This window comes from Rothia sp. HMSC08A08 (assembly GCF_001808385.1).
In the GTDB taxonomy this organism is placed as follows: domain Bacteria; phylum Actinomycetota; class Actinomycetes; order Actinomycetales; family Micrococcaceae; genus Rothia; species Rothia dentocariosa.
In genome coordinates, this window is the sequence record NZ_KV793062.1 from 1 (window position 1) to 20,143 (window position 20,143).

Here is a 20,143-nt window from a genome sequence, read left to right on the forward strand (position 1 = left end):
GTAGCCCTTTACGAGGTTATTTTGGGCATCTTAACGATTATCATCATGACGAATAGTATTAAGAAGACCACCCAACTTTCAGGACAAAAACACTGAGGGTCATTCATTAGGGGTACCTCCCAGATGACAGTAAAAACAATGGCTCTTACCCCTGCTGGTTCGTGACTCTTGTCTACAACGCTGTCCCCCAGTTCTCACAGTGGCTAAGCCAATTTAGAGTTATTTGTACTGCTTTTCTCATTACGCTGGTCACACTTATTCTAAGGTTTATTCACTTTGTGGGTTTGAGCCTTGGTAAAACCACAAGCGGAACAATACCGAGAACACCAGCAAGATTTTCTGAAAACCAAGCCTGCACCTGTTATCGAGTACGCTCCAGACTTTCACATTCCCATCATGGGCGTCCGAAACCGTATTCTGCTGCAGAAGGACTTGATGAAATATTCCGTTTCAAGAGGATCATGGCGCAGCTTCTATACCTTTATGACCACAGCAAAGCCGCCCGGTGCATCCTGAAAGCTCAGAACACACCGGGCGGCTTATCTACACAAAACTGGGTTGAATCCTAGGGGCTACTCCCCCGCAGGGCTACTCCCACTCAATGGTTCCCGGAGGTTTGGAGGTTACATCCAGCACCACGCGGTTTACGTCTTTGACTTCGTTCGTAATCCGGTTCGAGATTTTTGCTAGCAGATCATAGGGCAGACGCGACCAGTCGGCTGTCATCGCGTCCTCCGAAGAAACCGGGCGCAGCACAATCGGATGCCCATAAGTGCGGCCATCGCCCTGAACACCCACCGAACGCACACCGGAAAGAAGTACTACGGGGCACTGCCAAATATGCTCGTCCTGACCGGCGGCAGTCAGCTCTTCACGCACAATCGCATCCGCCGCGCGCAGGGTCTCAAGGTTCTCGCGGGTCACCTCACCCACAATACGAATACCCAGACCTGGGCCGGGGAACGGCTGGCGCGCCACGATCTTCTCGGGAACACCCAGCTGACGGCCAATCGCGCGAACCTCATCCTTAAACAGGGTACGCAACGGCTCGACCAGCTCAAACGCCAAATCCTCAGGCAAACCGCCCACATTGTGGTGCGATTTAATATTCGCTGCGCCCTCGCCACCACCGGATTCAACCACATCCGGGTACAGGGTGCCCTGCACCAGGAACTTGATCTGTGCGCCCTCTTCGCCCGCTTCCTCAATGAGCTTGCGCTCGGCCTGCTCGAAGGAGCGGATGAACTCGCGGCCAATAATCTTACGCTTCTGCTCGGGATCACTCACACCAGCCAGTGCGGTGAGGAAACGCTCTGACTCATCAATGGTAATCACACGGATACCCATTGACGCGGCGTAATCCTGCTCAACCTGTTCACGCTCACCCGCGCGCAGCAGCCCGTGGTCAATAAAGAAGCAAGTCAGCTGATCGCCCACGGCCTTATGCACGAGAGCCGCAGCAACAGAAGAATCCACGCCGCCAGAAAGCGCACAAATCACGCGGTCTTCGCCAACCTGCTCACGAATCTTCGCAACCTGTTCCTCAATGATATTGTCAGTTGACCAGGTGGGTTTAAGTCCGGCGATGTTATACAGGAAGTTCTCAAGCGCAACCTGACCGTAGTCGGAGTGCTTCACCTCGGGGTGCCACTGCACGCCGCCCAGCTTGCGGTGCTCATCCACGAACGCCGCCACGGACGCACCCGGGGTCTGCGCCAGAACCTCAAACCCGGCGGGGGCTTCGGTCACAGAATCGCCGTGCGACATCCACACGTTCTGCGTCTGCGGGGTGCCGGTGAGGAACGAAGAATCAACTGCACACAAAGTTGCATCGGTTGCGCCGTATTCGCGGGAACCGGTCTGCGCCACGGTACCGCCCAAGGTTTGCGCCATCACCTGAAAACCGTAGCAGATGCCGAAGACCGGCACGCCAGCCTCAAATAGTGCCCTATCGCCGCGGGGGGCGCCATCGGCATACACCGATGAAGGCCCGCCCGAAAGCACAATCGCGGCAGGGTTTTTAGCAAGCATCTTTTCGGTGCTCATAGAGTGGGGAACGATTTCAGAGTAGATACCCGCCTCACGCACGCGACGAGCAATAAGCTGCGCATACTGGGCACCGTAATCTACCACCAGAACCGGACGCTCTTCAAGCTGATCCGGGTGTACAGAGTCGGTCACGGATTTTCCTCACGTGTCAGGTCGAAATTCCGCGCGAGCGCGCGAAGTCTTGTATTTCTATTCTACGGGAGAGACAAAAGTTTTATGTGGCACCCATTCAGGGGTACTCGCCGTTAGGCTTTCGCCGATGCTGGGGCTAGTACCGCTTAGTCGCCTGCGGGTTAGCGTCAAGCTGCGCCAAGGTTTCTGCGTGAATGCGCTTCTCAACGATGAATGAGAGGAACGGCACCACGCCGCCGAGCGCCATGACGATGAGCTGGGCGATGCCCCAGCGCATGAGCAGCCAAATACGAATGCAGGAGAACAGATAAATAATGTAGAACCAGCCGTGAATGATAAGCACCCACGTGGAAATGTTTACTCCGCCGGTAAGGTTTCCGGTTTCGCGGTTAAGGATGCCGAGCGACACATCGGAACCGGTTGCGGCGTCTTTTGCACCCGCCACCAGGTCATAGCCCATCCCGTGGTGGGTAATCATCTCAACCACCAGCAGCAGCAGGAAGGTACCGGATATCCAGGCGCACCATTTATAGAAGGTGAGTGCGGAACGAATCTGCGTTTCGGTACCGCCAAATTTTTTGCGCACCGTAAATCCGCCCTGGGGCGCGTGTTCTGCCCCGTCTGCTGATGCTTTTGAGGCATTCTGCGATAGGGTGACTTTGCGCCCGTCGGTACGTTCTACCGGGGTAATTTTTGTGTTCTTCTCGGAATTCTCTGACATGCTGTGCCTCTCGTGTGTGCTGATGAGTTTAGCTTGCGTTAGTCTTTTGTATCTGCAGGTTTCTGAGGATTAACGCTCTCCGGAGCGTTGCATGGTGTATCTTCCATACGCACGGATGCTTCTTCGGGAGCTTCATCAAAGAAATAGTACTGCTCGTCGGCGGGGTCCCAATAGTAGGGGCGTCCGGTGGCTTCGTCCACAAAGTATTCGCCCTCGTACTCGAAATACTGGGTGTATTCGGCGGGTTCGGCGGCACGATGCGCCGCATCCTTAAGCATGCGTCCCCACAGGTAGAGGGCGAAAGCCGCGAAAATCAACCATTCGAGCGAGTAGAAGATGTTGAGCCAGTTGATGTTGGCATCATTGGTAGCCTGGGCTGCGCGAATAGGGCGCAGATTCTCAGACTGTCCAATAATAGTGGCGTTTTCCGCGATTGTGTACTGTTCGGTGAGGGGTACTTTTTTGTTCTCGGGTACTTCGGCGGAAAGCGTGAGCACGCCGTCATAGAGGGGCGCATCCCACAGGTTTGTCAGCTGTGCCGGGGATGCGCTTTCCAGCACCTTCTCGGTCGTGCGCGTGTACGGGGCGGCGCCCTGGGCATTTACTACACGACCGGCAACCTCAACTGTCCCTGTCGGTTCGGCGGGTATGCTCGGCGCATGATCATCCTCGCCCGCTATCCAGGCTCGTGCCACTGTGATGGCACGGGGCTTGGTGCTTCCCAAAGCGGCGGCTTTATCGGTTCCTTCGGGAATGAATTCACTCAGAACCCAGTACCCGTGGTCACCGTTATTGAGGCGACCCGCTACCAGCATGGAGGATCCGAGAACGTACTCCCCCTTCGCCTGCACTACGGTATCAACCGTCAAGTTCGTCACGGGCTGATGCGCCTGCAGAATCTCGGTGTAAGGTCGCACCCGATCTTTCGCAGGATCGGAATGTACCTGCTGTGAGGTGGAGGCGTTGAACTGCCAGCTGGAGAGCGCAACAAACCCCGTCACGAAGACGAGAGCCAGCAAAAGCCCACCCAGCCAGCGGGGAGTAAACGCCAATTTCCACACATATCTAGGGTAGCGCGTCTGCGTGATGTGCCCCTAACGCCGTTGGTAACCTACGCGGGGAAAAGTCCCGGTGAATAGTTGGCAGAGATGCGTCGTTTCCCAGTGTAGAACGCAGTCTAGCCGGTACGGTAAGGACCCAGAACCAAAAACTAGCTGGCAGCAAACCAGCGGCGCACAGCGTTAAAGCTCCCCGCCCTCCGCAAAATACTTCTCTTCAGCTTCAGTAAGATCAGTCATCGCAGGCGATTCAATTGTCGCGGACACGAGTCTTGTACCAACTCCTAAACCAACACTCGCGCGCGACGGCAAATACCAAGACAAAGTTTCTACTTCGCTGCTAGGGCCAGGGGTTGCAGCCCCGTACAGTGATGTAAGTCCAGCAACGTAGCCTGAGCGTGCCGACTGTATCAATGCCTTAATTTCTGGGGTTGGGTCCGGGGATGCGAGACTGGTCAAGCGGAAAGAAATCCCGGATACAAATTTATTGTTGCTGACATCTAGGCTTATGTGGCCATCTTCCTCTCCGTTACTGACGGGTGTAACGAAAAATTTCCCGTCGTCGGGAGCGGGTATCCAGTCGAACTGATCTCGTAGCGAGAATGCCTCTTCAACAGTCATAGGCCACCGGTGCTCAGCTATTGCTTGGATGATAGCCACCGCTTGCTCGACCGGATACGCGCGAAAGCCTGACGGATTAGAGTTTGCTTCATATAACATATGAGAATTCGGTCTCTCTTCTGGGATTTTTAGAGCTTGTCGATAGATTCTTAAGATGCTGAGCAGCCTCGGGCGTGAGAACGCCATAGCCCACCTAGCTATGCGAACTGCGTCAGTCTTCCCCTTCATTGGAGCGTATATCGAGGACAGCGTGGGGAACGCCGTCGGGCTTGGGGCCGAAGTCCTTTCTGAGATCGGCGGTTTCGAGCTTGTTGTACTCCATCATAGACAGGTAATAGTCCAGAAGATCGTCGTAGCGTCCTAGTACTTCACCGCGCACCCACGAGGCAGTCCCCTCCGCCGGGGTACCGGGCCGCCCCATCAGAACGATGTCAATCGACCCCTGTGCGGCGGCAACCATGAAATGGTCAGCAGCGATAACACCGTCTGAAGCCATAGCCTCAATGCACTCCTCCAGCTCCAGCTGAACCCCGCCCAGCCTACGCAGTTCGCCGCCAAGAAGGTCACTAGTGGAGAAGATCGTCATGTCCTGGTAGAAACAGGGCCAGCCGTCGGCTACCTTGAGAAAATCACGATAGGACTTTGGCAAACGAAAACCCAGCTGAGCCTCAGTACGTGCCAGTGTTTCTTCAGAGGCTCCTGCATTGGGCGGTGCGTAGTCCCACAGGCCCTTCCAGTCGGCCTCCATTCGCTCTTGGTTAATCTCCTGCCCCCAGTTCAGGTAGTCCTGCCACGTCCATTCCGACATAGCCCGATTTGTCCCGCTGGGTACACCCATAGCCTCATCTGTCATGCGCCTTAGCCTCTTCCTATCTCCTATCCGGCTCTAAAAACCAGCTCTGCTGCCGCAGCAACCAATCACTACTAGCTTGCCGGTATCGCCATACTCTCAGGATTTACCGTGCCCATATCAGCCTCGCCCCCTTTCACTATGACTACATCATTCACGAGAAGTACTGAGGGTACTCCACATAAGGGTCGTGTTCACGGTGATCTACCCATTGCTCAAGCACCTGCTGGGGTGTAATTCCCGGAGTCAAGACTGTGTGACCATCGAAAGCACTGGATGTAAACCATAGCACCACGTCAGGGTCTGGGTTCAAAGACCGCACCCATGCGGCGATCTCTACGGCCTCCTCAAAATCTGCCCCATCAACAGATATGAGCCGACCATCAGTGAAATGACTAATAATCGTCGATGCCCCATCAGGGGTAATAATGATGTCGGCATCCGTCAAGCGGTCTTCCTCAGCGGTCCACTGCGCCGTCTTACACCCGGGCCATTTTCGCTGCCCTTCGCGTAAGAAAGCTTCGACATCAATGAGGGTATCCTCTGAACTGAGAACGGGATATAGGTAATTAACGCCCACAATTTTTCCTCTCACCTTACCTGCGAAATACCGTAAACCACTGCACGCTACCCGCCTGCCCTATTCATGCTACGGGGTTTAATGCTCCCGTGCCCCGCGTATGGTCATTGTGGTTCTTGCCGCCACAGCATCATTGCATATTTACCGTATTCGACATTCACAGATACCCCTGCTCATGATAATTCACGAGAAGCTACTTTAAGTCTCATTACGAGAGCTAGAATTCCCCTCCCTCTGCGAAATACTTCTCTTCAGCTTCAGTAAGATCAGTCATTGCTGGTGATTCAATTGCTACAGAAATAGATCGGCGAGTAATCCCTATGTCAACGCTTGCGCGCGATGGCAGGTACCACAAAACACCATCTACGTCACTGCTGGATCTGGCTTCACCTGCACCATATCTCATAGTGAGGGCTTCGACGTACCTCGAATATACTGACCGCATTTCTGACTGAATGTCAGGGTTTGCATCTTTAGGAAGTTGGGAGGTTAAGTTGAAGTCAATTCCTGATATGTAAATTCTGTTCTCTCGGTCAATGCTTATAGTTCCATCTTCCTCGCCATTGCTAACGGGGGTAACGAAAAATCTCCCGTCGTCGGGAGCGGGTATCCAGCCGAACTGATCTCGCAACGAGAATGCCTCTTCAACAGTCATGGGCCACCGATGCTCGGCTATTGCTCGAATGATATTCAATGCCTGATCGACTGGGTACGAACGAAAGCCTGACGTTTCCGAGCCTGCATCATTTGACTTACTAGGGTTCATGGTACTTTCCTAGGCTTTCTAAGGCTTGTCGATAGATTGAAGATCTGAGCGACTTTAGGTGTGATCTCGGAAGGTGCGCCAGTAGCTTCTACTCTACCAATTTCGCGTCTCGCTCTCCCCCTGATTGCCATCTTTATGTACCCGTTCCGAACATCTGCCCCGCACCGGGTGGGGTGCGGAGCCATGGTGGTAGGTTGGTGGTTAGACGTCGATTCGGCGCAGCAAGTTGGCCGGTGGTAGGGCGTTGTCCTCGATATAGGTTTGGAAGATGGGGACTGCCTGCTCACCGGTGAAGACCTCCTCGGGGTGAACCTGGATGGTGAAGGGTTCGGGGTTCCCGTTGTCCCAGGACACCGTGGTCCACGCCTCGGGATCGGCCACAGGTTCACGAGCCACCGTGTAGTGAGTGTAGGAGTCACTTCCGTCGGAAACCCGCACCTCAATAGTCATCGCCTCATGAACACCTGCGGCCTGCATGTAGCTGTTGAGGGAGGGGTCGTTCTTGGGAACGTCCTCCGGCCACAACACCTCCTCCGGAAGCGCACGCACACCAAACGAAAAGAAACCACCAAGTCGTAGGAATTTTGGAGACCCCAGCTGGTCTTTTATCTCGTTGAAAATTATGTTTGGTGTCTGTGGGGTGAGGAAATTGTTCCTTAGGCCGAACCTTGGACTGACGGTCCACGTTGTAAAATGCCTTTCCATTTGTACTCCCCCTCAAGGCTGCTCATATATATCGCTCTGACAACTTCTATGACTTCGTTGCCACTGAGGTTAACTCATGCTGGGTTGTCAGAGGAGACGGCCCGATTGAATTCTCTCTGCCCTTATCTAAGAGAGGCTGTGCCGTGAATGTTCTCGATCCCGGTTCACCTTCTGAGCCAGCCTGTCATAGAACCACCCATGTTTGACCCCGTTTACTTAAACCAACCATCCGCTGAAGAGATTTGCCAGCCTCTTCTCTTAATTGAGAAGATACTTCTCTTCCTTGGTGCTCTTGGCGGTGTTGGCGGAGTTGTCAGGAGAAGTATTCGGGGTACTCCGCATAGGGGTCATGCTCACGATGGTCCACCCACTGATCAATAACCTGCTGGGGTGTGATGCCCGGAGTCAGAACGGTGTGCCCGTCGAAGACGTTCGTAGTGAACCATAACACCAAATTGGGGTCCGGGTTAAGAGATCGCACCCAAACGGCAATGTCGGCCGCCTCCTCAAATTCTGCCCCGCTCACAGATATGAGTCGATTGTCGCTGAAGTGACTGATAACCGTCGATGCTCCATCTGGAGTAAGCAGAATGTCTGCATCGGTATCGTCTTCATCGTCGTTCCAGCGTGTACCCTTGGAGTCTGGCCAATGCCGCTTTCCCTCGCTGAGGAACGTGTCAGTGTCGGCGATAATGCGTCCTGAATTGAGAGTGGTATAGAGGTATCTGACGCCCATTCTATGTCCTCCTTCTAAGTTTATGGTTTCAGTTGTATGTGCAGCTCAACGTCCGGGCCGAGAATCTCTCGGGTTCGGTTATGCTCGCCCCTGCCTTACCACACCCCCTGCTTCAGTAATCAGGTCACTCATCGTGGACTCAATGCGAGAAAACTCGGCAATTGAAGCTACTTTAAGTCTCATTACGAGAGCTAGAATTCCCCTCCCTCTGCGAAATACTTCTCTTCAGCTTCAGTAAGATCAGTCATTGCTGGTGATTCAATTGTTGCGGACACGAATCTTTTACCAACTCCTAAACCGACACCCGCGTGTGACGGCAAACGCCAAACCAAGGTCTCTACTTCGCTGCTCGCGCCATGGGTTACAGGTCGTCGCGGCGGGCCTCCTTGATGACGGGTTCCGTCGGTTTAGCCCCTACTGGACAACGTCATCCTGTCCCCCTCCTAGGGCCGAAACTCACTGAGGACAATTCGGTGGCCATATGAAGAGCATCGAGTCGGTCGCCCACCATGCGGGGCCAGTTCAGGGTAGGGGAAGTGTTATTCCAGTGAGGGCAAAGCGGTGGGGCCAAGTGGGAAGGACGTGGCCCCACCGCTGAGTGGGTTGGTCAGTAAGGTGCCTCAGCCAGGAAACCAACAACGGGCACGGAAGGCAGCCTAGCCGCCGATACGCATCCAGTCAGGAATAGCATTCGGTTCCCGCGGGAAAGCCTCCAGTTCTTGGGCCACATCCTGAGCTGTGTAGGGTGGGTCCAGAACGGGTTCACGGTCGTAGTTGAAGTCGGAGACGAGCTTGTGCTGCTCATGGACAGCCGTGCCCAGGTCCACGCCCCGCCTCCAGGGCGCCCCATAGCCACACGCAGATCCACACCCAAGCGCACTAGCTCCATCGGCAGGGCATTGTTCACCCAATGGCCCTGATGCTGCACCTGACTGCTCACAGCCGCACGGGTACCGACACCCTCAACCTCAACGACGACCTCCTGAACGCCGTTAGCACGCATCCACGCACCCCACTGGTTCGCGATCGCCTGCGCGACCTCCATCTGACCTTCAAAAGACCACTCCATCATTGTCATTCTCCTTCATCATCCAAGAGCTCCACCCCACAAAGACCGGGCGCACAATAAACAAATCTCCTATGCTATCGGTCTGCTTCGACCGAGTCAGCTACTCGCCTTCTCCGCCGCCTCACTGGCAGTACTCGACGTATTCGTCTCGGCCTCCTGCGCAGCCTGGGCAGCTTCAGCCTTCTTGCGTTCCCGGCGGGCTCGGTCGCGTTCGCGACGTCCTGCTCGGGCCTCCTCCTTCTTGTGGAAGGCGGCTGCCTTGGTCGCCATCCACTCCGGGATGAACTCAGGATCCCTGGGGTGCAACCTCAGCTCCACCGCCGCGCCCTGCTCCGACACCGGCTCGCCGTTAATGACTGGCTCACGCATCCAGTCCGACTCCTGATGCAGCACACCGTCCGAGGCCTCCATCCACAGGTGCGAGTATGTCCACGCACCCCGACGAGGATCCACCTGCGCCGGACGAAGGTCATCCATGGTGAAGTCCAGCTTCGCGGGAAACAGGACGCCCTTGCGCTGACCGTCAATGGTCAGCCAGTTGATGACATGCCCGGTGCGGTGGATGGCGTGATAGTCGATGTCGATGCGAGTCCCGCCGCTGTCACGCAGCCAGTCCCGCAGCATGGACTCGAACCGCTCGAAGGCCTTCTCTGCGTCCATCTCTTGCGCACTCATAACTATGCATTCCCCATATCAACTCGCCCGACCGGTTTCTTCGGTGCAGCACCACGCTCACCCACGCATTACCCACCTAACCCTATTCATGCTACGGGATTCTGCTCGCTTGTGCCCCGCGTATGATCATATACCCAGCTTCCGCGCCTGACTCGGAATAGCACAATGCGCCCCCACCGGATATTTTCACCGGTGAGGGCGCAATACGTTTCGGCAAAGAGAATGTTCACTCGGTTCCTGCGCACTCAACAGAACGCGAGACTGACCGCAATTATCCCCGATATTCAGGCACAAGCGTCATCTCTGCCTTCTGGAACTTCTTCAAGTCCAGATAACCGCAGGTTGCCATAGCGCGTTTGAGCGCCCCCACAATATTGCTCGTGCCGTCCACATGGTGTGAAGGCCCATACAGCACTTCTTCGAGGGTTCCAACGACACCCAGCGGGGTACGCACGCCGCGCGGGAAATCCACCGAATGCGCCTCATTACCCCAGTACCAGCCCTGACCCGGCGCCTCGGATGCGCGTGCCAGAGGAGCGCCGATCATTACCGCATCCGCGCCCAGAGCCAGTGCCTTCACCAGGTCACCGGAACGGCTAAGCCCGCCGTCGGCAATCACATGAACATACCGTCCACCGGATTCGTCCAGGTAGTCCGAACGAGCCGCAGCAACATCGGCAATAGCGGTTGCCATCGGCGCAGAAATGCCCAGCCCCTTACGGGTGGTCATCGCGGAACCGCCGCCGAAGCCCACCAGAACACCGGCGGCACCGGTGCGCATCAAGTGCTTCGCCTGGGTATACCCTGCCACGCCGCCGACCATAACAGGTACATCCAGCTCGTAAATGAATTTCTTGAGGTTCAGCGGTTCATGCGAAGTTGAGATATGCTCCGCAGAGACCGACGCGCCGCGAATCACGAAAAGATCGGCCCCGGCCTGCACCACGGTCTCGTAATGTTCTTGGGTGTTCTGCGGGGTAAGCGAGCCCGCCACAATAACACCCGAATCACGAATTTCTTCCAGGCGCGCGGTAATCAGCTCGGGCTTAATCGGCTCAGCGTAAATCTGCTGCATGCGCGTGGTAGCAGAGGCGGGATCAGCTTCGGGAAGCTCAGTAATTTCGTCTAGAAGCGGCTGCGGGTCCTCATAGCGAGTCCACAAGCCTTCTAGGTTGAGCACGCCTAGCCCACCGAGCTTTCCGAGCGCAATCGCGGTCGCTGGAGACATCACAGAGTCCATCGGTGCGCCCACAATTGGGGTGTCAAATTTGAAGGCGTCAATCTGCCATGACGTATCGACATCGCGACGGTCACGGGTGCGGCGCGTTGGTACCAGCGCCACATCGTCAAGCGCATAGGTGCGGCGGGCACTCTTAGAGAGCCCAATCTGAATATCGGACATGTATGTTTCCCTTCGGAAGGTATCTGACCGGTGTTTCTTGGCGCACGGCTGCCCCGCAAGACTACGCGCCTGATGCAGTATCTACTCTACTCGGTGTATAGCCCGTTCAGCCGCAGATTATTTAGAAATATCACAAAATGCACGACGGAATAGATTCTCTAATGTTCGAGCCATACACACCACTAAGCCGGTCAGCGGTGGTTAACGGCGGTAGTTAGGTGCCTCGACAGTCATCGTAATATCGTGCGGGTGAGATTCTTTCAGACCCGCCGGGGTGATGCGCACAAACTTACCCTTGGTCTTAAGCTCCTCAATGGTGCGTGAACCCACGTAGAACATGGTCTGACGCAGACCGCCCTCAAGCTGATGCAGCACGGCAGAAAGCGGTCCGCGGAACGGAACCTGCCCTTCAATTCCCTCGGGAATCAGCTTCTCTTCGCTGGAAACGTCTGCCTGGAAATAACGGTCTTTCGAGTAGGACTTGTGGCGACCGCGGGTCTGCATAGCGCCCAGCGAACCCATGCCGCGGTAGGCTTTGAACTGCTTACCGTTCATGAAAATCAGATCGCCGGGAGCCTCGGCGGTTCCCGCTAGAAGCGAGCCAAGCATCACGGAATCGGCGCCAGCAACCAGAGCCTTGCCGATCTCACCGGAGTGCTGCATACCACCATCGGCGATGAGCGGAACACCGGCGGGAATAGCTGCCTTCGCGGATTCGTTAATCGCGGTTACCTGAGGTACGCCCACACCCGCGATAATACGAGTGGTGCAAATTGATCCGGGACCCACGCCGACTTTCACGGCATCTGCGCCCGCATCAATAATGGCCTGAGCACCTTCACGGGTTGCCGCCTGACCGCCGATCACATCGACATGTGCGGCTGCGGAATCTTTCTTCAAGCGGGAAATCATATCGAGCACGCCCTGGGAATGTCCGTTGGCGGTATCGACGAAGAGCGCATCCACCCCGGCCTCGACCAGGGCCATAGCGCGTTCGTAGCCGTCGCCGAAGAAACCGATAGCAGCGCCAACGCGCAGGCGACCATCGTCATCCTTGGTGGCACGCGGGTACTGTTCGGTCTTCACAAAGTCTTTGAGGGTAATCAGCCCGGCAAGTTTACCGGCCTCGTCAATAAGGGGCAAACGCTCGATTTTGTTCTTCGAGAGCAGGGCGAAGGCTTCATCCTTCGTGAGGTTCGGCGAACCGGTAATGAGCGGCATCGGGGTCATGACATCGCGCACGAGAGTGCTTTCGTAGTCCGAGCGCGAGAGGTAGCGAATATCGCGGTTGGTAATAATACCTTCAAGTTTGCCGTCTTCGGTGACCACCGGCAGACCCGAAACCTTGTAGTAGCCGCACAGATTATCGTATTCGCTGATAGTCGCACCAGCCCCGATAGTGACGGGATTGATAATCATACCCGATTCGGAGCGTTTCACGCGATCAACATGCGCCGCCTGGTCCTCGATCGAAAGGTTGCGGTGAATCACACCCATACCGCCTAGACGCGCCATTGCGATCGCCATTTGAGAGTCGGTGACGGTATCCATCGCCGCGGAGATAATGGGGGTGCCCAGGGTAATACGCTTGGAAAGTCGAGTGCTGGTATCGGCATCGGAGGGAATAACATCGGTGTTGCCGGGTAGAAGCAACACGTCATCATAGGTCAGACCAGTGAAACCGAAGGGATCGTCGGTCAGGGCGGTGGGGACAGTCATGTTTAGCCTTTCAAATGCTGTACCGGATGTATAGATGTTGTGTAGCGAGTGGTGCCACCGGGTGTAAAACGTCGTACCTCTATGGTAAACGCTTACGTCTGCTTCGGGGTACACGGAGTGGTTTGGATGCGCGCCTTTCCTGTAAGCAGTATCCGGTTCAAGGCTGCGCTTGCGTTTATTTCAGGCCAGTCTGCATCAAGCCCCTACAGATAGTTGTTGCCCGGTTCAACGAGATTTTCTCTCCTCGAACCGGGCAACCCATCAATTATTCGTCTTCGTCCTCTTCTTCGGGCTTGGTAACCACCAGAGTCTCGGTCGTGAGTACCAAAGCCGCGATAGATGATGCATTCTGCAGCGCAGAGCGGGTGACCTTCACGGGGTCAATTACGCCCGCTTCGAACAGATCAACATACTCACCGGTTTTGGCGTTGTAACCGTGACCAACGGGCTGTTCGGCGACCTTTGCCGCCACCACATAGCCGTCGTCGCCAGCGTTTTCGGCAATCCAGCGCAGCGGCTGTACCAGGGCGCGGCGTACAATCTGCACACCTACGTTTGCGTCGTGGCTATCGAGTTCAAAACCGTCGAGCGCCTTGCTGGCGTGGATCAGTGCCGAACCGCCACCGGATACGATGCCTTCTTCAAGAGCCGCGCGGGTAGAAGACACAGCGTCTTCGATGCGGTGCTTACGTTCCTTAGCCTCAACCTCGGTTGCCGCACCCACCTTGATCACGCCCACGCCACCGGCGAGCTTCGCCAGGCGTTCCTTGAGCTTTTCGCGATCCCACTCGGAATCGACGGCCTCGATCTCTCGGCGCAACTGCTGCACACGGTCTTCAACCGCTTCCTTGCTGCCACCGCCGTCCACAATCGTGGTGGTGTTCTTGGTGACGGTCACGCGGCGCGCCGAACCGGTTTCTTCGAGAGTTGCCTGAGCCAGGTCGATACCCAGTTCGGGGGTAATCACGATGCTGCCGGTCAGAATGGCGAGATCCTGCATAATAGCCTTGCGGCGATCGCCGAACCCGGGAGCCTTAAGCGCCACAACGTCGAGAGTTCCGCGGAGCTTATTCACCACGAGGGTGGACAGTGCTTCACCATCAACGTCTTCGGCGATAATGGTCAGCGGTTTTTTCGCCTGTACGACCTTCTCCAGCAGAGGCATAATCTCGGCAACAGTGGAGATCTTACCCTGGTAGAGCAGAATGAGGCTATCTTCAAGAACCGCTTCGCCACGCTCGGCATCGGTCACGAACGAAGGCGAAAGGTAGCCCTTGTCGAACTGCATACCCTCGGTAATGTCAAGCTCAATCTCAGTGGAGGAGCCGTCCTCGATAGTAATGACGCCGTCCTGACCGACCTTCTCAAAAGCAGATGCCAAAAGCTCGCCGATCTGGTCGGACTGAGCCGAAATAGCGGCAACATGCGCAACTTCCGGACCCTGTACCTCGCGGGCATCGTGAAGCAGACGCTCGGAGACCTTCTCAACGGCGGCCTCAATGCCACGTTTCACCTCCGCAGGTGCCGCACCGCTTGTTACGTTGCGCAGCCCCTCATTCACGAGTGCCTGCGCCAGCACGGTTGCGGTAGTCGTACCGTCACCAGCAACGTCGTTAGTCTTGGTGGCTACCTCTTTAGCGAGCTGCGCGCCCAAGTTTTCATAGGGGTCTTCAAGCTCAACTTCGCGGGCGATCGAGACACCATCATTCGTGATAACCGGTGCACCCCACTGTTTATCGAGCACAACATTGCGCCCGCGTGGGCCGAGGGTAACCTTGACCGCATCGGCGAGTTTATCGACGCCAGCCTGCAGGGACTTACGGGCGGCATCGTTGAATTCAAGCTGTTTAGCCATGAATATTCGCTACTCCTTGAGGGTTGTGAGCGTTCGATATCGTAGAAGGCGCACGTGCGCCAAATCCAGGTCAGGTATAGCGGATGCGCCGCGCGAGAAACCGGCGGCGCATCCTGCATATATGCGAAATTAGTCGACGATCGCCAGAACGTCACGAGCGGAGAGAATCAGGTATTCCTCGCCCTGGTATTTGACCTCGGTGCCGCCGTAGCGGGAGAACACGACTACGTCGCCTTCAGCGATATCGACGGGAACACGGTTGCCCTTATCATCCACGCGACCGGGTCCCACAGCTACTACGCGGGCCTCCTGCGGCTTCTCCTTTGCAGTTTCGGGAATAACCAGACCGGATGCGGTGGTCTGCTCAGCCTGCTCTAGTTTGACAACTACTCGGTCTTCGAGGGGCTTAATAGCCATAGGTATGCTCCTTGTTAGTCAGTTTTTAAGAATTTGTGAAGCGGTTTAGCCCTAGTGCCTGGGCATTTAGCACTGCACCGCTTCGAGTGCTAAATTCAACTTTAGAATCCCAGCGGCACCCGGTCAAGAATGCGCGCCGTTTCGAGGGCGGCGTTTCGCGCACAGGATAATACGCGAGCGCCTCGTGAACCTGCTGCAGCCTCCAAGCCTTCTGCATATGCTCATGCCACTACACTTAAGCCTATGGTTGATTTTGTGCCCCCGCCGCCGTTTGCCTTGCCGCCCGAGCTGCCTTTTACCCGGCAGGCGTTAGATGCCGCGGATGCGCTTTTCCCCTATAGTCAAGAGCACTCGCTCGAACAGGTTACGCAGCTGCGGGCGCAGGGGTTTACGCCCGATGAGACCGCCAATATTCTCGGCCTTGTTAAGGCGCGCACTCGGGCGCTGTCAAAGTTCGGCGATAGGGCGCGCACTATGTTTTTGACCGAGCACGGCGCGCAGCAGGCGACTCGACCGGTTGTTGCTGCCGAGCACGCGGCCGTGTTTGCCCGTGCCGGGGTTCGCTCGGTTGCCGATCTGGGATGCGGTATTGGCGCGGATTCGTTGGAGTTCGCGCGCGCATCCTTAGCGACTGTTTCTGTGGAGCTTGACCCGTTGACGGCATCTTTTGCTGCCGCAAATCTGGCGGATTTTTCGGGTTCACGGGTTGTGGTCGGTGATGTGACGAACTTTGATCCGGAGAGTTTTCGTGATAGCACCGGCGAGGCGGTGCAGGGCATATGGCTTGATCCGGCCAGACGTGATCTGACCGGAGTTATAAAATCCCGTACAGAACGTATTTTTGATCCAGAAGCCTATTCTCCACCGCTTTCGTTCGTAGTGGATCTGGCCAGAACTGGCATGCCGATGGGTGTCAAACTTGGTCCGGGGATGCCGCATGAGGCTATTGCGCGCCCTGAGGATATTCGTAGTGAGGCGAACCCGCATCCGCGTGTCACGGCGCAGTGGGTTGAGCATGAGGGTTCTCTCGTGGAGTTGGTGCTTTGGTTTAATGCTTTGGCTCAGGAGGGCGTTGCACGCACGGTCACGGTGCTGCGGCAGGGGGCGACGGGACAAGCTGAAGACGAAGGCCTGCGCATTCACAAAACCACGCTGAGTAGTCCCTATCCCGCGGGACAAGTAACCCCTGTTGATGAAAAGCAAACCCGGCTCCCCTCCCCCGGTGAGTACCTCTATGAGCCTTCCGGCGCGGTAGTGCGGGCGCATCTGGTGCAGGAGTTAGCCCAAGAGCTTGGGGCGAACCTGATTGATCCGCACCTGGCGTACCTCACGGCGGCAAAAGCTGTTCAGAGTCCGCTGGCACAGTGTTATGAGGTTCTTGAGGAAATCCCGGTGCATGAGAAACAGCTCAAAAAGTGGGTGCGCGAGCGCGGTTTTACGGCTTTGACGATCAAGAAACGCGGCGTTGATCTGGTGCCCGAGAAAATGCGTGCGACCCTGCTGGCAGGCGGTGCGGGCAAGAAATCAGGTAAGAAGGCCGCGAAGAATCAGGGCTATAACCCGGCGACTTTAGTGTTTACGCGAGTGGGGTCTGGGCAGCAGGCACGGCGCATCGGGTGGCATGTGCGGCCTGTAGATTTTTCTGATTCAGCGCACGTCTCTAGCTCGGACACTAAGATTTCTGTGGTCTAGCGGGTTTATGTGGGTGGCGCATCTGCAAAATTGTAATGCCGGTGTGTGACGTTTTATGTCAGATACTTCATGTTCGTGTCGTATTTAGTTCATACACACTCTGAAAAGCGCTGTTGTGGTCACCAACACCGTAAAATAAATGCAGTCACCCTAAGAAGGAGAGAGTTTTGATTCCGTTCGCTTCCTCGGCGCAATCCACTCTTGGCGTAGAGTGGGAGATCGCGCTGATTGACCAGCATACCGGAGAGCTGGTAGCGCGTGCTCAAGAGGTACTTGCCCGTGTGGGCGAACGTTACCCCGAGCTTTTGGAACCTTCCCTGGATCATGCTCATGTGACGGGCGAATTTTTGGAGAATACGCTTGAGATTATTACCGGCGTGTGTACTACGGTGCCGCAGGCGTGCCAGCAGTTGATCTCGGTGACCGATAAAATCCGTGAGGTTACTGATGAGCTGGGGCTTGATTTCTATGCGGCGGGCACGCACCCTACGGCGCACTGGCAGGATCAGCAGGTTTCCGCAAAGAAGCGGTACCAGCGTGTGGTAGGTCGCGGCCAGTACTGGGGCAGGCACATGGTTATTTTTGGCGTGCATGTGCATGTGGGTGTCGATTCACGCGATAAGGTATTACCGCTTGTGGATGCGCTCACCAACTATTGCGCGCATCTGCTGGGGCTTTCGGTGTCTTCGCCCTACTGGGACAGCGTGGATACCGGTTATGGTTCGCACCGCACGATGCTGTATCAGCAACTGCCTTCAAATGGTCTGCCTTTTCATTTTGAAAACTGGCAGGAGTACAGTGACTATTTGCATGCTTTGGTGAAGACGGGCGCTATTTTAGAGGTCAGCGAGGACCGTTGGGATGTGCGCCCGGTTCCCCGCTATGGCACCTTAGAGATGCGTTATTGCGATGGTCTTCCGTCGATTCGGGATGTTGCGGCGGTTACGGCGCTCACCCAGTGTTTAGTGGAGTTTTTCTCGCGCAAAATTGAGGCTGGCGAGAAGATTGAGGTGTTAAACCCTTGGCATGCGCAGGAGAATAAATGGCGTGCTGCCCGCTATGGTTTAGACACCGAGATCATTGTGTCTAACGAGCCGCAGGTGCGCCCGCTGCGCGAGGACATTGAGCTTCTTGTTACTCAGCTAGAGGATGTTGCCCGGGATTTGGATTGTTTGCCGGAGCTGCAGCATGTAAGGAATATGCTGGCGGAGGGCACCGGTGCCGACCGGCAGCGCGCTATCTATGAGAAAACTGGCTCTTTCCACGAGGTTATTCGGGATGTCGCGCTCCAGTCACGGGCGCGTCCCATCCGCTAGGGGCCGATAAAGTTCCAGCCCGCTCCCCCGAGTTTTCTCAGGAGGCGGGCTGACGGATCCTTCTAGTCTAAGCAAATGCTCTAGAAACACACCGTCGTGACCGGTAGCGAAGAGTCGGTCGTAAAATCGATTCCCGAAGGTTCATACCCAGCATCGACAAGGCGTGCCCCGAGCGCTGCCACCATTGCGCCATTATCGGTGCACAGCGTAAATTTCGGGATAATGAGGCGCACCCCAGCTGAAGTGCATCGTGCCGAAAGCAGCTCACGCAGACGCGAATTTGCCGCAACACCCCCGCCGAGTAAGAGGGTGTGCAGTCCCTGTTCCTGGCAGGCCAGCACGGCCTTCTTCGTGATAACATCGACAACCGCTTCCTGGAAAGATGCCGCAATATCGGCGACCGGAACCTCTTCACCGCGTGCTTCAAAGCCTTCAATCACGCGCGCTACGGCGGTCTTGAGCCCTGAAAACGAGAAATTATACCGGTGTGCCCCCGGGGCTTCGGCAGTACCCATGAACTTACGGTTTGACAACCCGCGCGGGAAAACAAACGCCTTAGCATTCCCCGTGCGCGCGGCGCGGTCAATAGCGGGGCCTCCCGGGTAATCGAGTCCCAGTAAGCGAGCGACTTTATCGTAGGCCTCACCGGCGGCATCATCAAGGGTGGCTCCGAGCAGGCGCACGTCCTGAGTAATATCGCGCACCTGCAGAATTTCGGTGTGACCACCAGAAACCAGCAGTGCCCCGAGCCCGCCATCTCGTGCGTGTTCAAGCAACTGCGCCCCATCCTCGGTACCGTTATCGTCGAGTAGCCCCACGCCCACATGCGCCACCAGGTGGTTAATGCCGTAGAGCGGCTTTCCGGTAGCGGTAGCTAGCGCCTTCGCGGCAGAAACACCGACCATGAGTGCCCCGGCGAGCCCAGGGCCGGCGGTGACGGCAATCGCATCTATATCGTCGAGGGTCACGTGAGCATCAGCGAGTGCGGCTTCGAGAGCCGGAATCATGGCATCAAGATGCGCCCGCGAAGCAATTTCGGGGATCACCCCACCGAACCGCACGTGCTCTTCCATAGAGGATGAAACCGTGTTGGTGAGCAGACGGGTGCCGCGTACAATGCCGATCCCGGTCTCATCGCAGGATGATTCGATACCTAATACAAGCGGTTCGGCTGCGGCAGAAAGTGTTTGTTCAGTCATCATTTCTTAGGTAGTTTCCGTTGTTATGGAGGCATCGGCGGCGAAGTCCTTGAGCATGATCAGCGCATCCGTGCCGTCGTCATAATAGCCGGGCCGTGTGTGAATACGCGTGTATCCGGTGCGCAGGTAGAGGTTCTGGGCTCGGGGATTATCGGCCCGCACCTCCAGAAGGATGCGCTGCGCCCCTAAATCCTGTGCCCGGCGGTGCATTGTGGCGAGCATGGCTCTTCCGTATCCGTTGCCTTCGTACTCGGGCAGCACAGCGATGGTCTGCACGTCGGCGGTGTCTGCTACCGTCATAACCCCGCAGTACCCGATAATATTCGGGGCGTTCTTTTTATCGGGGTTTTCCTGGAAATTTTCGCTGGCATGCGCCCGCTCAAGTACGTAATAGGTGCGGGTGGGGTGGGTTATTTCGGCGAGGAACATATCAAGGTTCCAGGCATCGAGGGGGAAGAGCTCTTGTTCGAGGGTGAACAGATGCGGTACATCGTCGATATCGGCGCGGCGCAGGCGGGCACCGTGGGCGAGCGCACCGGGAAGTTCTGGATGCTGAAGTTTCGAGTGCATATTTACGCCCC

19 protein-coding genes are annotated in these 20,143 nt (G+C 56.2%); 2 read left to right on the forward strand and 17 right to left on the reverse strand.

The window, feature by feature from the left end; all coding sequences use genetic code 11:
* Positions 1-588 precede the first annotated feature (588 nt).
* From guaA to groES, 15 genes are all read right to left on the reverse strand, one after another.
* Complete coding sequence (guaA, locus tag HMPREF3164_RS03675; RefSeq protein WP_048754737.1) at positions 589-2,181, reverse strand: glutamine-hydrolyzing GMP synthase; 1,593 nt, start codon at positions 2,179-2,181, stop codon at positions 589-591.
* Between the two features lie 136 nt (positions 2,182-2,317).
* On the reverse strand, positions 2,318-2,902 hold the full coding sequence (locus HMPREF3164_RS03680; protein ID WP_070448988.1) for a DUF3817 domain-containing protein: 585 nt from the start codon (positions 2,900-2,902) through the stop codon (positions 2,318-2,320).
* Positions 2,903-2,940: 38 nt separating this feature from the next.
* Positions 2,941-3,963, reverse strand: coding sequence for an SURF1 family protein (locus HMPREF3164_RS03685; RefSeq protein WP_070448990.1), 1,023 nt, complete (start codon positions 3,961-3,963; stop codon positions 2,941-2,943).
* A 180-nt stretch (positions 3,964-4,143) separates the two neighbouring features.
* Positions 4,144-4,809 carry a DUF6301 family protein gene (locus HMPREF3164_RS03690; protein ID WP_371440313.1) on the reverse strand — a complete coding sequence of 222 codons (666 nt, stop codon included), beginning with the start codon at positions 4,807-4,809 and terminating at the stop codon, positions 4,144-4,146.
* Positions 4,793-5,434 carry an SMI1/KNR4 family protein gene (locus HMPREF3164_RS03695; protein ID WP_070448992.1) on the reverse strand — a complete coding sequence of 214 codons (642 nt, stop codon included), beginning with the start codon at positions 5,432-5,434 and terminating at the stop codon, positions 4,793-4,795. The genes HMPREF3164_RS03690 and HMPREF3164_RS03695 overlap by 17 nt, the downstream gene beginning before the upstream one ends.
* A gap of 151 nt (positions 5,435-5,585) precedes the next feature.
* A complete protein-coding gene (locus HMPREF3164_RS03700) occupies positions 5,586-6,011 on the reverse strand; it encodes a hypothetical protein (RefSeq protein WP_070448994.1) in 426 nt (141 codons plus the stop codon).
* Between the two features lie 217 nt (positions 6,012-6,228).
* The gene (locus HMPREF3164_RS03705; protein ID WP_070448996.1) at positions 6,229-6,777 is read right to left on the reverse strand and encodes a DUF6301 family protein; all 549 of its coding nucleotides are present in this window, start codon (positions 6,775-6,777) and stop codon (positions 6,229-6,231) included.
* A 201-nt stretch (positions 6,778-6,978) separates the two neighbouring features.
* A complete protein-coding gene (locus HMPREF3164_RS03710) occupies positions 6,979-7,305 on the reverse strand; it encodes an NTP pyrophosphohydrolase (RefSeq protein ID WP_202976109.1) in 327 nt (108 codons plus the stop codon).
* A gap of 490 nt (positions 7,306-7,795) precedes the next feature.
* On the reverse strand, positions 7,796-8,218 hold the full coding sequence (locus tag HMPREF3164_RS03715) for a hypothetical protein (protein WP_070448997.1): 423 nt from the start codon (positions 8,216-8,218) through the stop codon (positions 7,796-7,798).
* Between the two features lie 607 nt (positions 8,219-8,825).
* Complete coding sequence (locus tag HMPREF3164_RS03720; RefSeq protein ID WP_210398365.1) at positions 8,826-9,290, reverse strand: hypothetical protein; 465 nt, start codon at positions 9,288-9,290, stop codon at positions 8,826-8,828.
* 93 nt (positions 9,291-9,383) lie between these two features.
* Complete coding sequence (locus tag HMPREF3164_RS03725; protein WP_070448999.1) at positions 9,384-9,962, reverse strand: hypothetical protein; 579 nt, start codon at positions 9,960-9,962, stop codon at positions 9,384-9,386.
* 271 nt (positions 9,963-10,233) lie between these two features.
* On the reverse strand, positions 10,234-11,364 hold the full coding sequence (locus HMPREF3164_RS03730) for a GuaB3 family IMP dehydrogenase-related protein (protein WP_048754743.1): 1,131 nt from the start codon (positions 11,362-11,364) through the stop codon (positions 10,234-10,236).
* A gap of 201 nt (positions 11,365-11,565) precedes the next feature.
* A complete protein-coding gene (guaB, locus tag HMPREF3164_RS03735) occupies positions 11,566-13,083 on the reverse strand; it encodes an IMP dehydrogenase (protein ID WP_048751688.1) in 1,518 nt (505 codons plus the stop codon).
* A 265-nt stretch (positions 13,084-13,348) separates the two neighbouring features.
* The gene (groL, locus tag HMPREF3164_RS03740; RefSeq protein ID WP_070449001.1) at positions 13,349-14,938 is read right to left on the reverse strand and encodes a chaperonin GroEL; all 1,590 of its coding nucleotides are present in this window, start codon (positions 14,936-14,938) and stop codon (positions 13,349-13,351) included.
* Positions 14,939-15,067: 129 nt separating this feature from the next.
* The gene (gene groES, locus HMPREF3164_RS03745) at positions 15,068-15,355 is read right to left on the reverse strand and encodes a co-chaperone GroES (protein ID WP_004005229.1); all 288 of its coding nucleotides are present in this window, start codon (positions 15,353-15,355) and stop codon (positions 15,068-15,070) included.
* Positions 15,356-15,598: 243 nt separating this feature from the next.
* On the opposite strand from groES, the gene HMPREF3164_RS03750 reads away from it, so the two are divergent.
* Entirely contained in the window at positions 15,599-17,047 is a 1,449-nt protein-coding gene (locus HMPREF3164_RS03750; RefSeq protein WP_070449115.1) for a THUMP-like domain-containing protein, read from the forward strand.
* A 167-nt stretch (positions 17,048-17,214) separates the two neighbouring features.
* The gene (locus HMPREF3164_RS03755; protein ID WP_070449003.1) at positions 17,215-18,363 is read left to right on the forward strand and encodes a glutamate--cysteine ligase; all 1,149 of its coding nucleotides are present in this window, start codon (positions 17,215-17,217) and stop codon (positions 18,361-18,363) included.
* An 80-nt stretch (positions 18,364-18,443) separates the two neighbouring features.
* Here the strand turns inward: HMPREF3164_RS03755 and tsaD are convergent, their stop codons facing one another.
* The gene (gene tsaD, locus HMPREF3164_RS03760; RefSeq protein WP_210398366.1) at positions 18,444-19,565 is read right to left on the reverse strand and encodes a tRNA (adenosine(37)-N6)-threonylcarbamoyltransferase complex transferase subunit TsaD; all 1,122 of its coding nucleotides are present in this window, start codon (positions 19,563-19,565) and stop codon (positions 18,444-18,446) included.
* Positions 19,566-19,568: 3 nt separating this feature from the next.
* Complete coding sequence (rimI, locus tag HMPREF3164_RS03765; RefSeq protein WP_070449007.1) at positions 19,569-20,132, reverse strand: ribosomal protein S18-alanine N-acetyltransferase; 564 nt, start codon at positions 20,130-20,132, stop codon at positions 19,569-19,571.
* Positions 20,133-20,143: the final 11 nt, after the last annotated feature.

What these genes read in the sequence shown, in the direction of transcription:
- HMPREF3164_RS03695 (WP_070448992.1), bottom strand. Translation starts at nt 5,434, where the DNA reads ATGACAGATGAGGCTATGGGTGTACCCAGCGGGACAAATCGGGCTATG.
- rimI (WP_070449007.1), bottom strand. Translation starts at nt 20,132, where the DNA reads ATGCACTCGAAACTTCAGCATCCAGAACTTCCCGGTGCGCTCGCCCAC.
- tsaD (WP_210398366.1), bottom strand. Translation starts at nt 19,565, where the DNA reads ATGATGACTGAACAAACACTTTCTGCCGCAGCCGAACCGCTTGTATTA.
- HMPREF3164_RS03720 (WP_210398365.1), bottom strand. Translation starts at nt 9,290, where the DNA reads ATGATGGAGTGGTCTTTTGAAGGTCAGATGGAGGTCGCGCAGGCGATC.
- HMPREF3164_RS03725 (WP_070448999.1), bottom strand. Translation starts at nt 9,962, where the DNA reads ATGAGTGCGCAAGAGATGGACGCAGAGAAGGCCTTCGAGCGGTTCGAG.
- HMPREF3164_RS03680 (WP_070448988.1), bottom strand. Translation starts at nt 2,902, where the DNA reads ATGTCAGAGAATTCCGAGAAGAACACAAAAATTACCCCGGTAGAACGT.
- guaB (WP_048751688.1), bottom strand. Translation starts at nt 13,083, where the DNA reads ATGACTGTCCCCACCGCCCTGACCGACGATCCCTTCGGTTTCACTGGT.
- groL (WP_070449001.1), bottom strand. Translation starts at nt 14,938, where the DNA reads ATGGCTAAACAGCTTGAATTCAACGATGCCGCCCGTAAGTCCCTGCAG.
- HMPREF3164_RS03690 (WP_371440313.1), bottom strand. Translation starts at nt 4,809, where the DNA reads ATGAAGGGGAAGACTGACGCAGTTCGCATAGCTAGGTGGGCTATGGCG.
- HMPREF3164_RS03750 (WP_070449115.1), top strand. Translation starts at nt 15,599, where the DNA reads ATGGTTGATTTTGTGCCCCCGCCGCCGTTTGCCTTGCCGCCCGAGCTG.
- groES (WP_004005229.1), bottom strand. Translation starts at nt 15,355, where the DNA reads ATGGCTATTAAGCCCCTCGAAGACCGAGTAGTTGTCAAACTAGAGCAG.
- HMPREF3164_RS03730 (WP_048754743.1), bottom strand. Translation starts at nt 11,364, where the DNA reads ATGTCCGATATTCAGATTGGGCTCTCTAAGAGTGCCCGCCGCACCTAT.
- HMPREF3164_RS03715 (WP_070448997.1), bottom strand. Translation starts at nt 8,218, where the DNA reads ATGGGCGTCAGATACCTCTATACCACTCTCAATTCAGGACGCATTATC.
- HMPREF3164_RS03705 (WP_070448996.1), bottom strand. Translation starts at nt 6,777, where the DNA reads ATGAACCCTAGTAAGTCAAATGATGCAGGCTCGGAAACGTCAGGCTTT.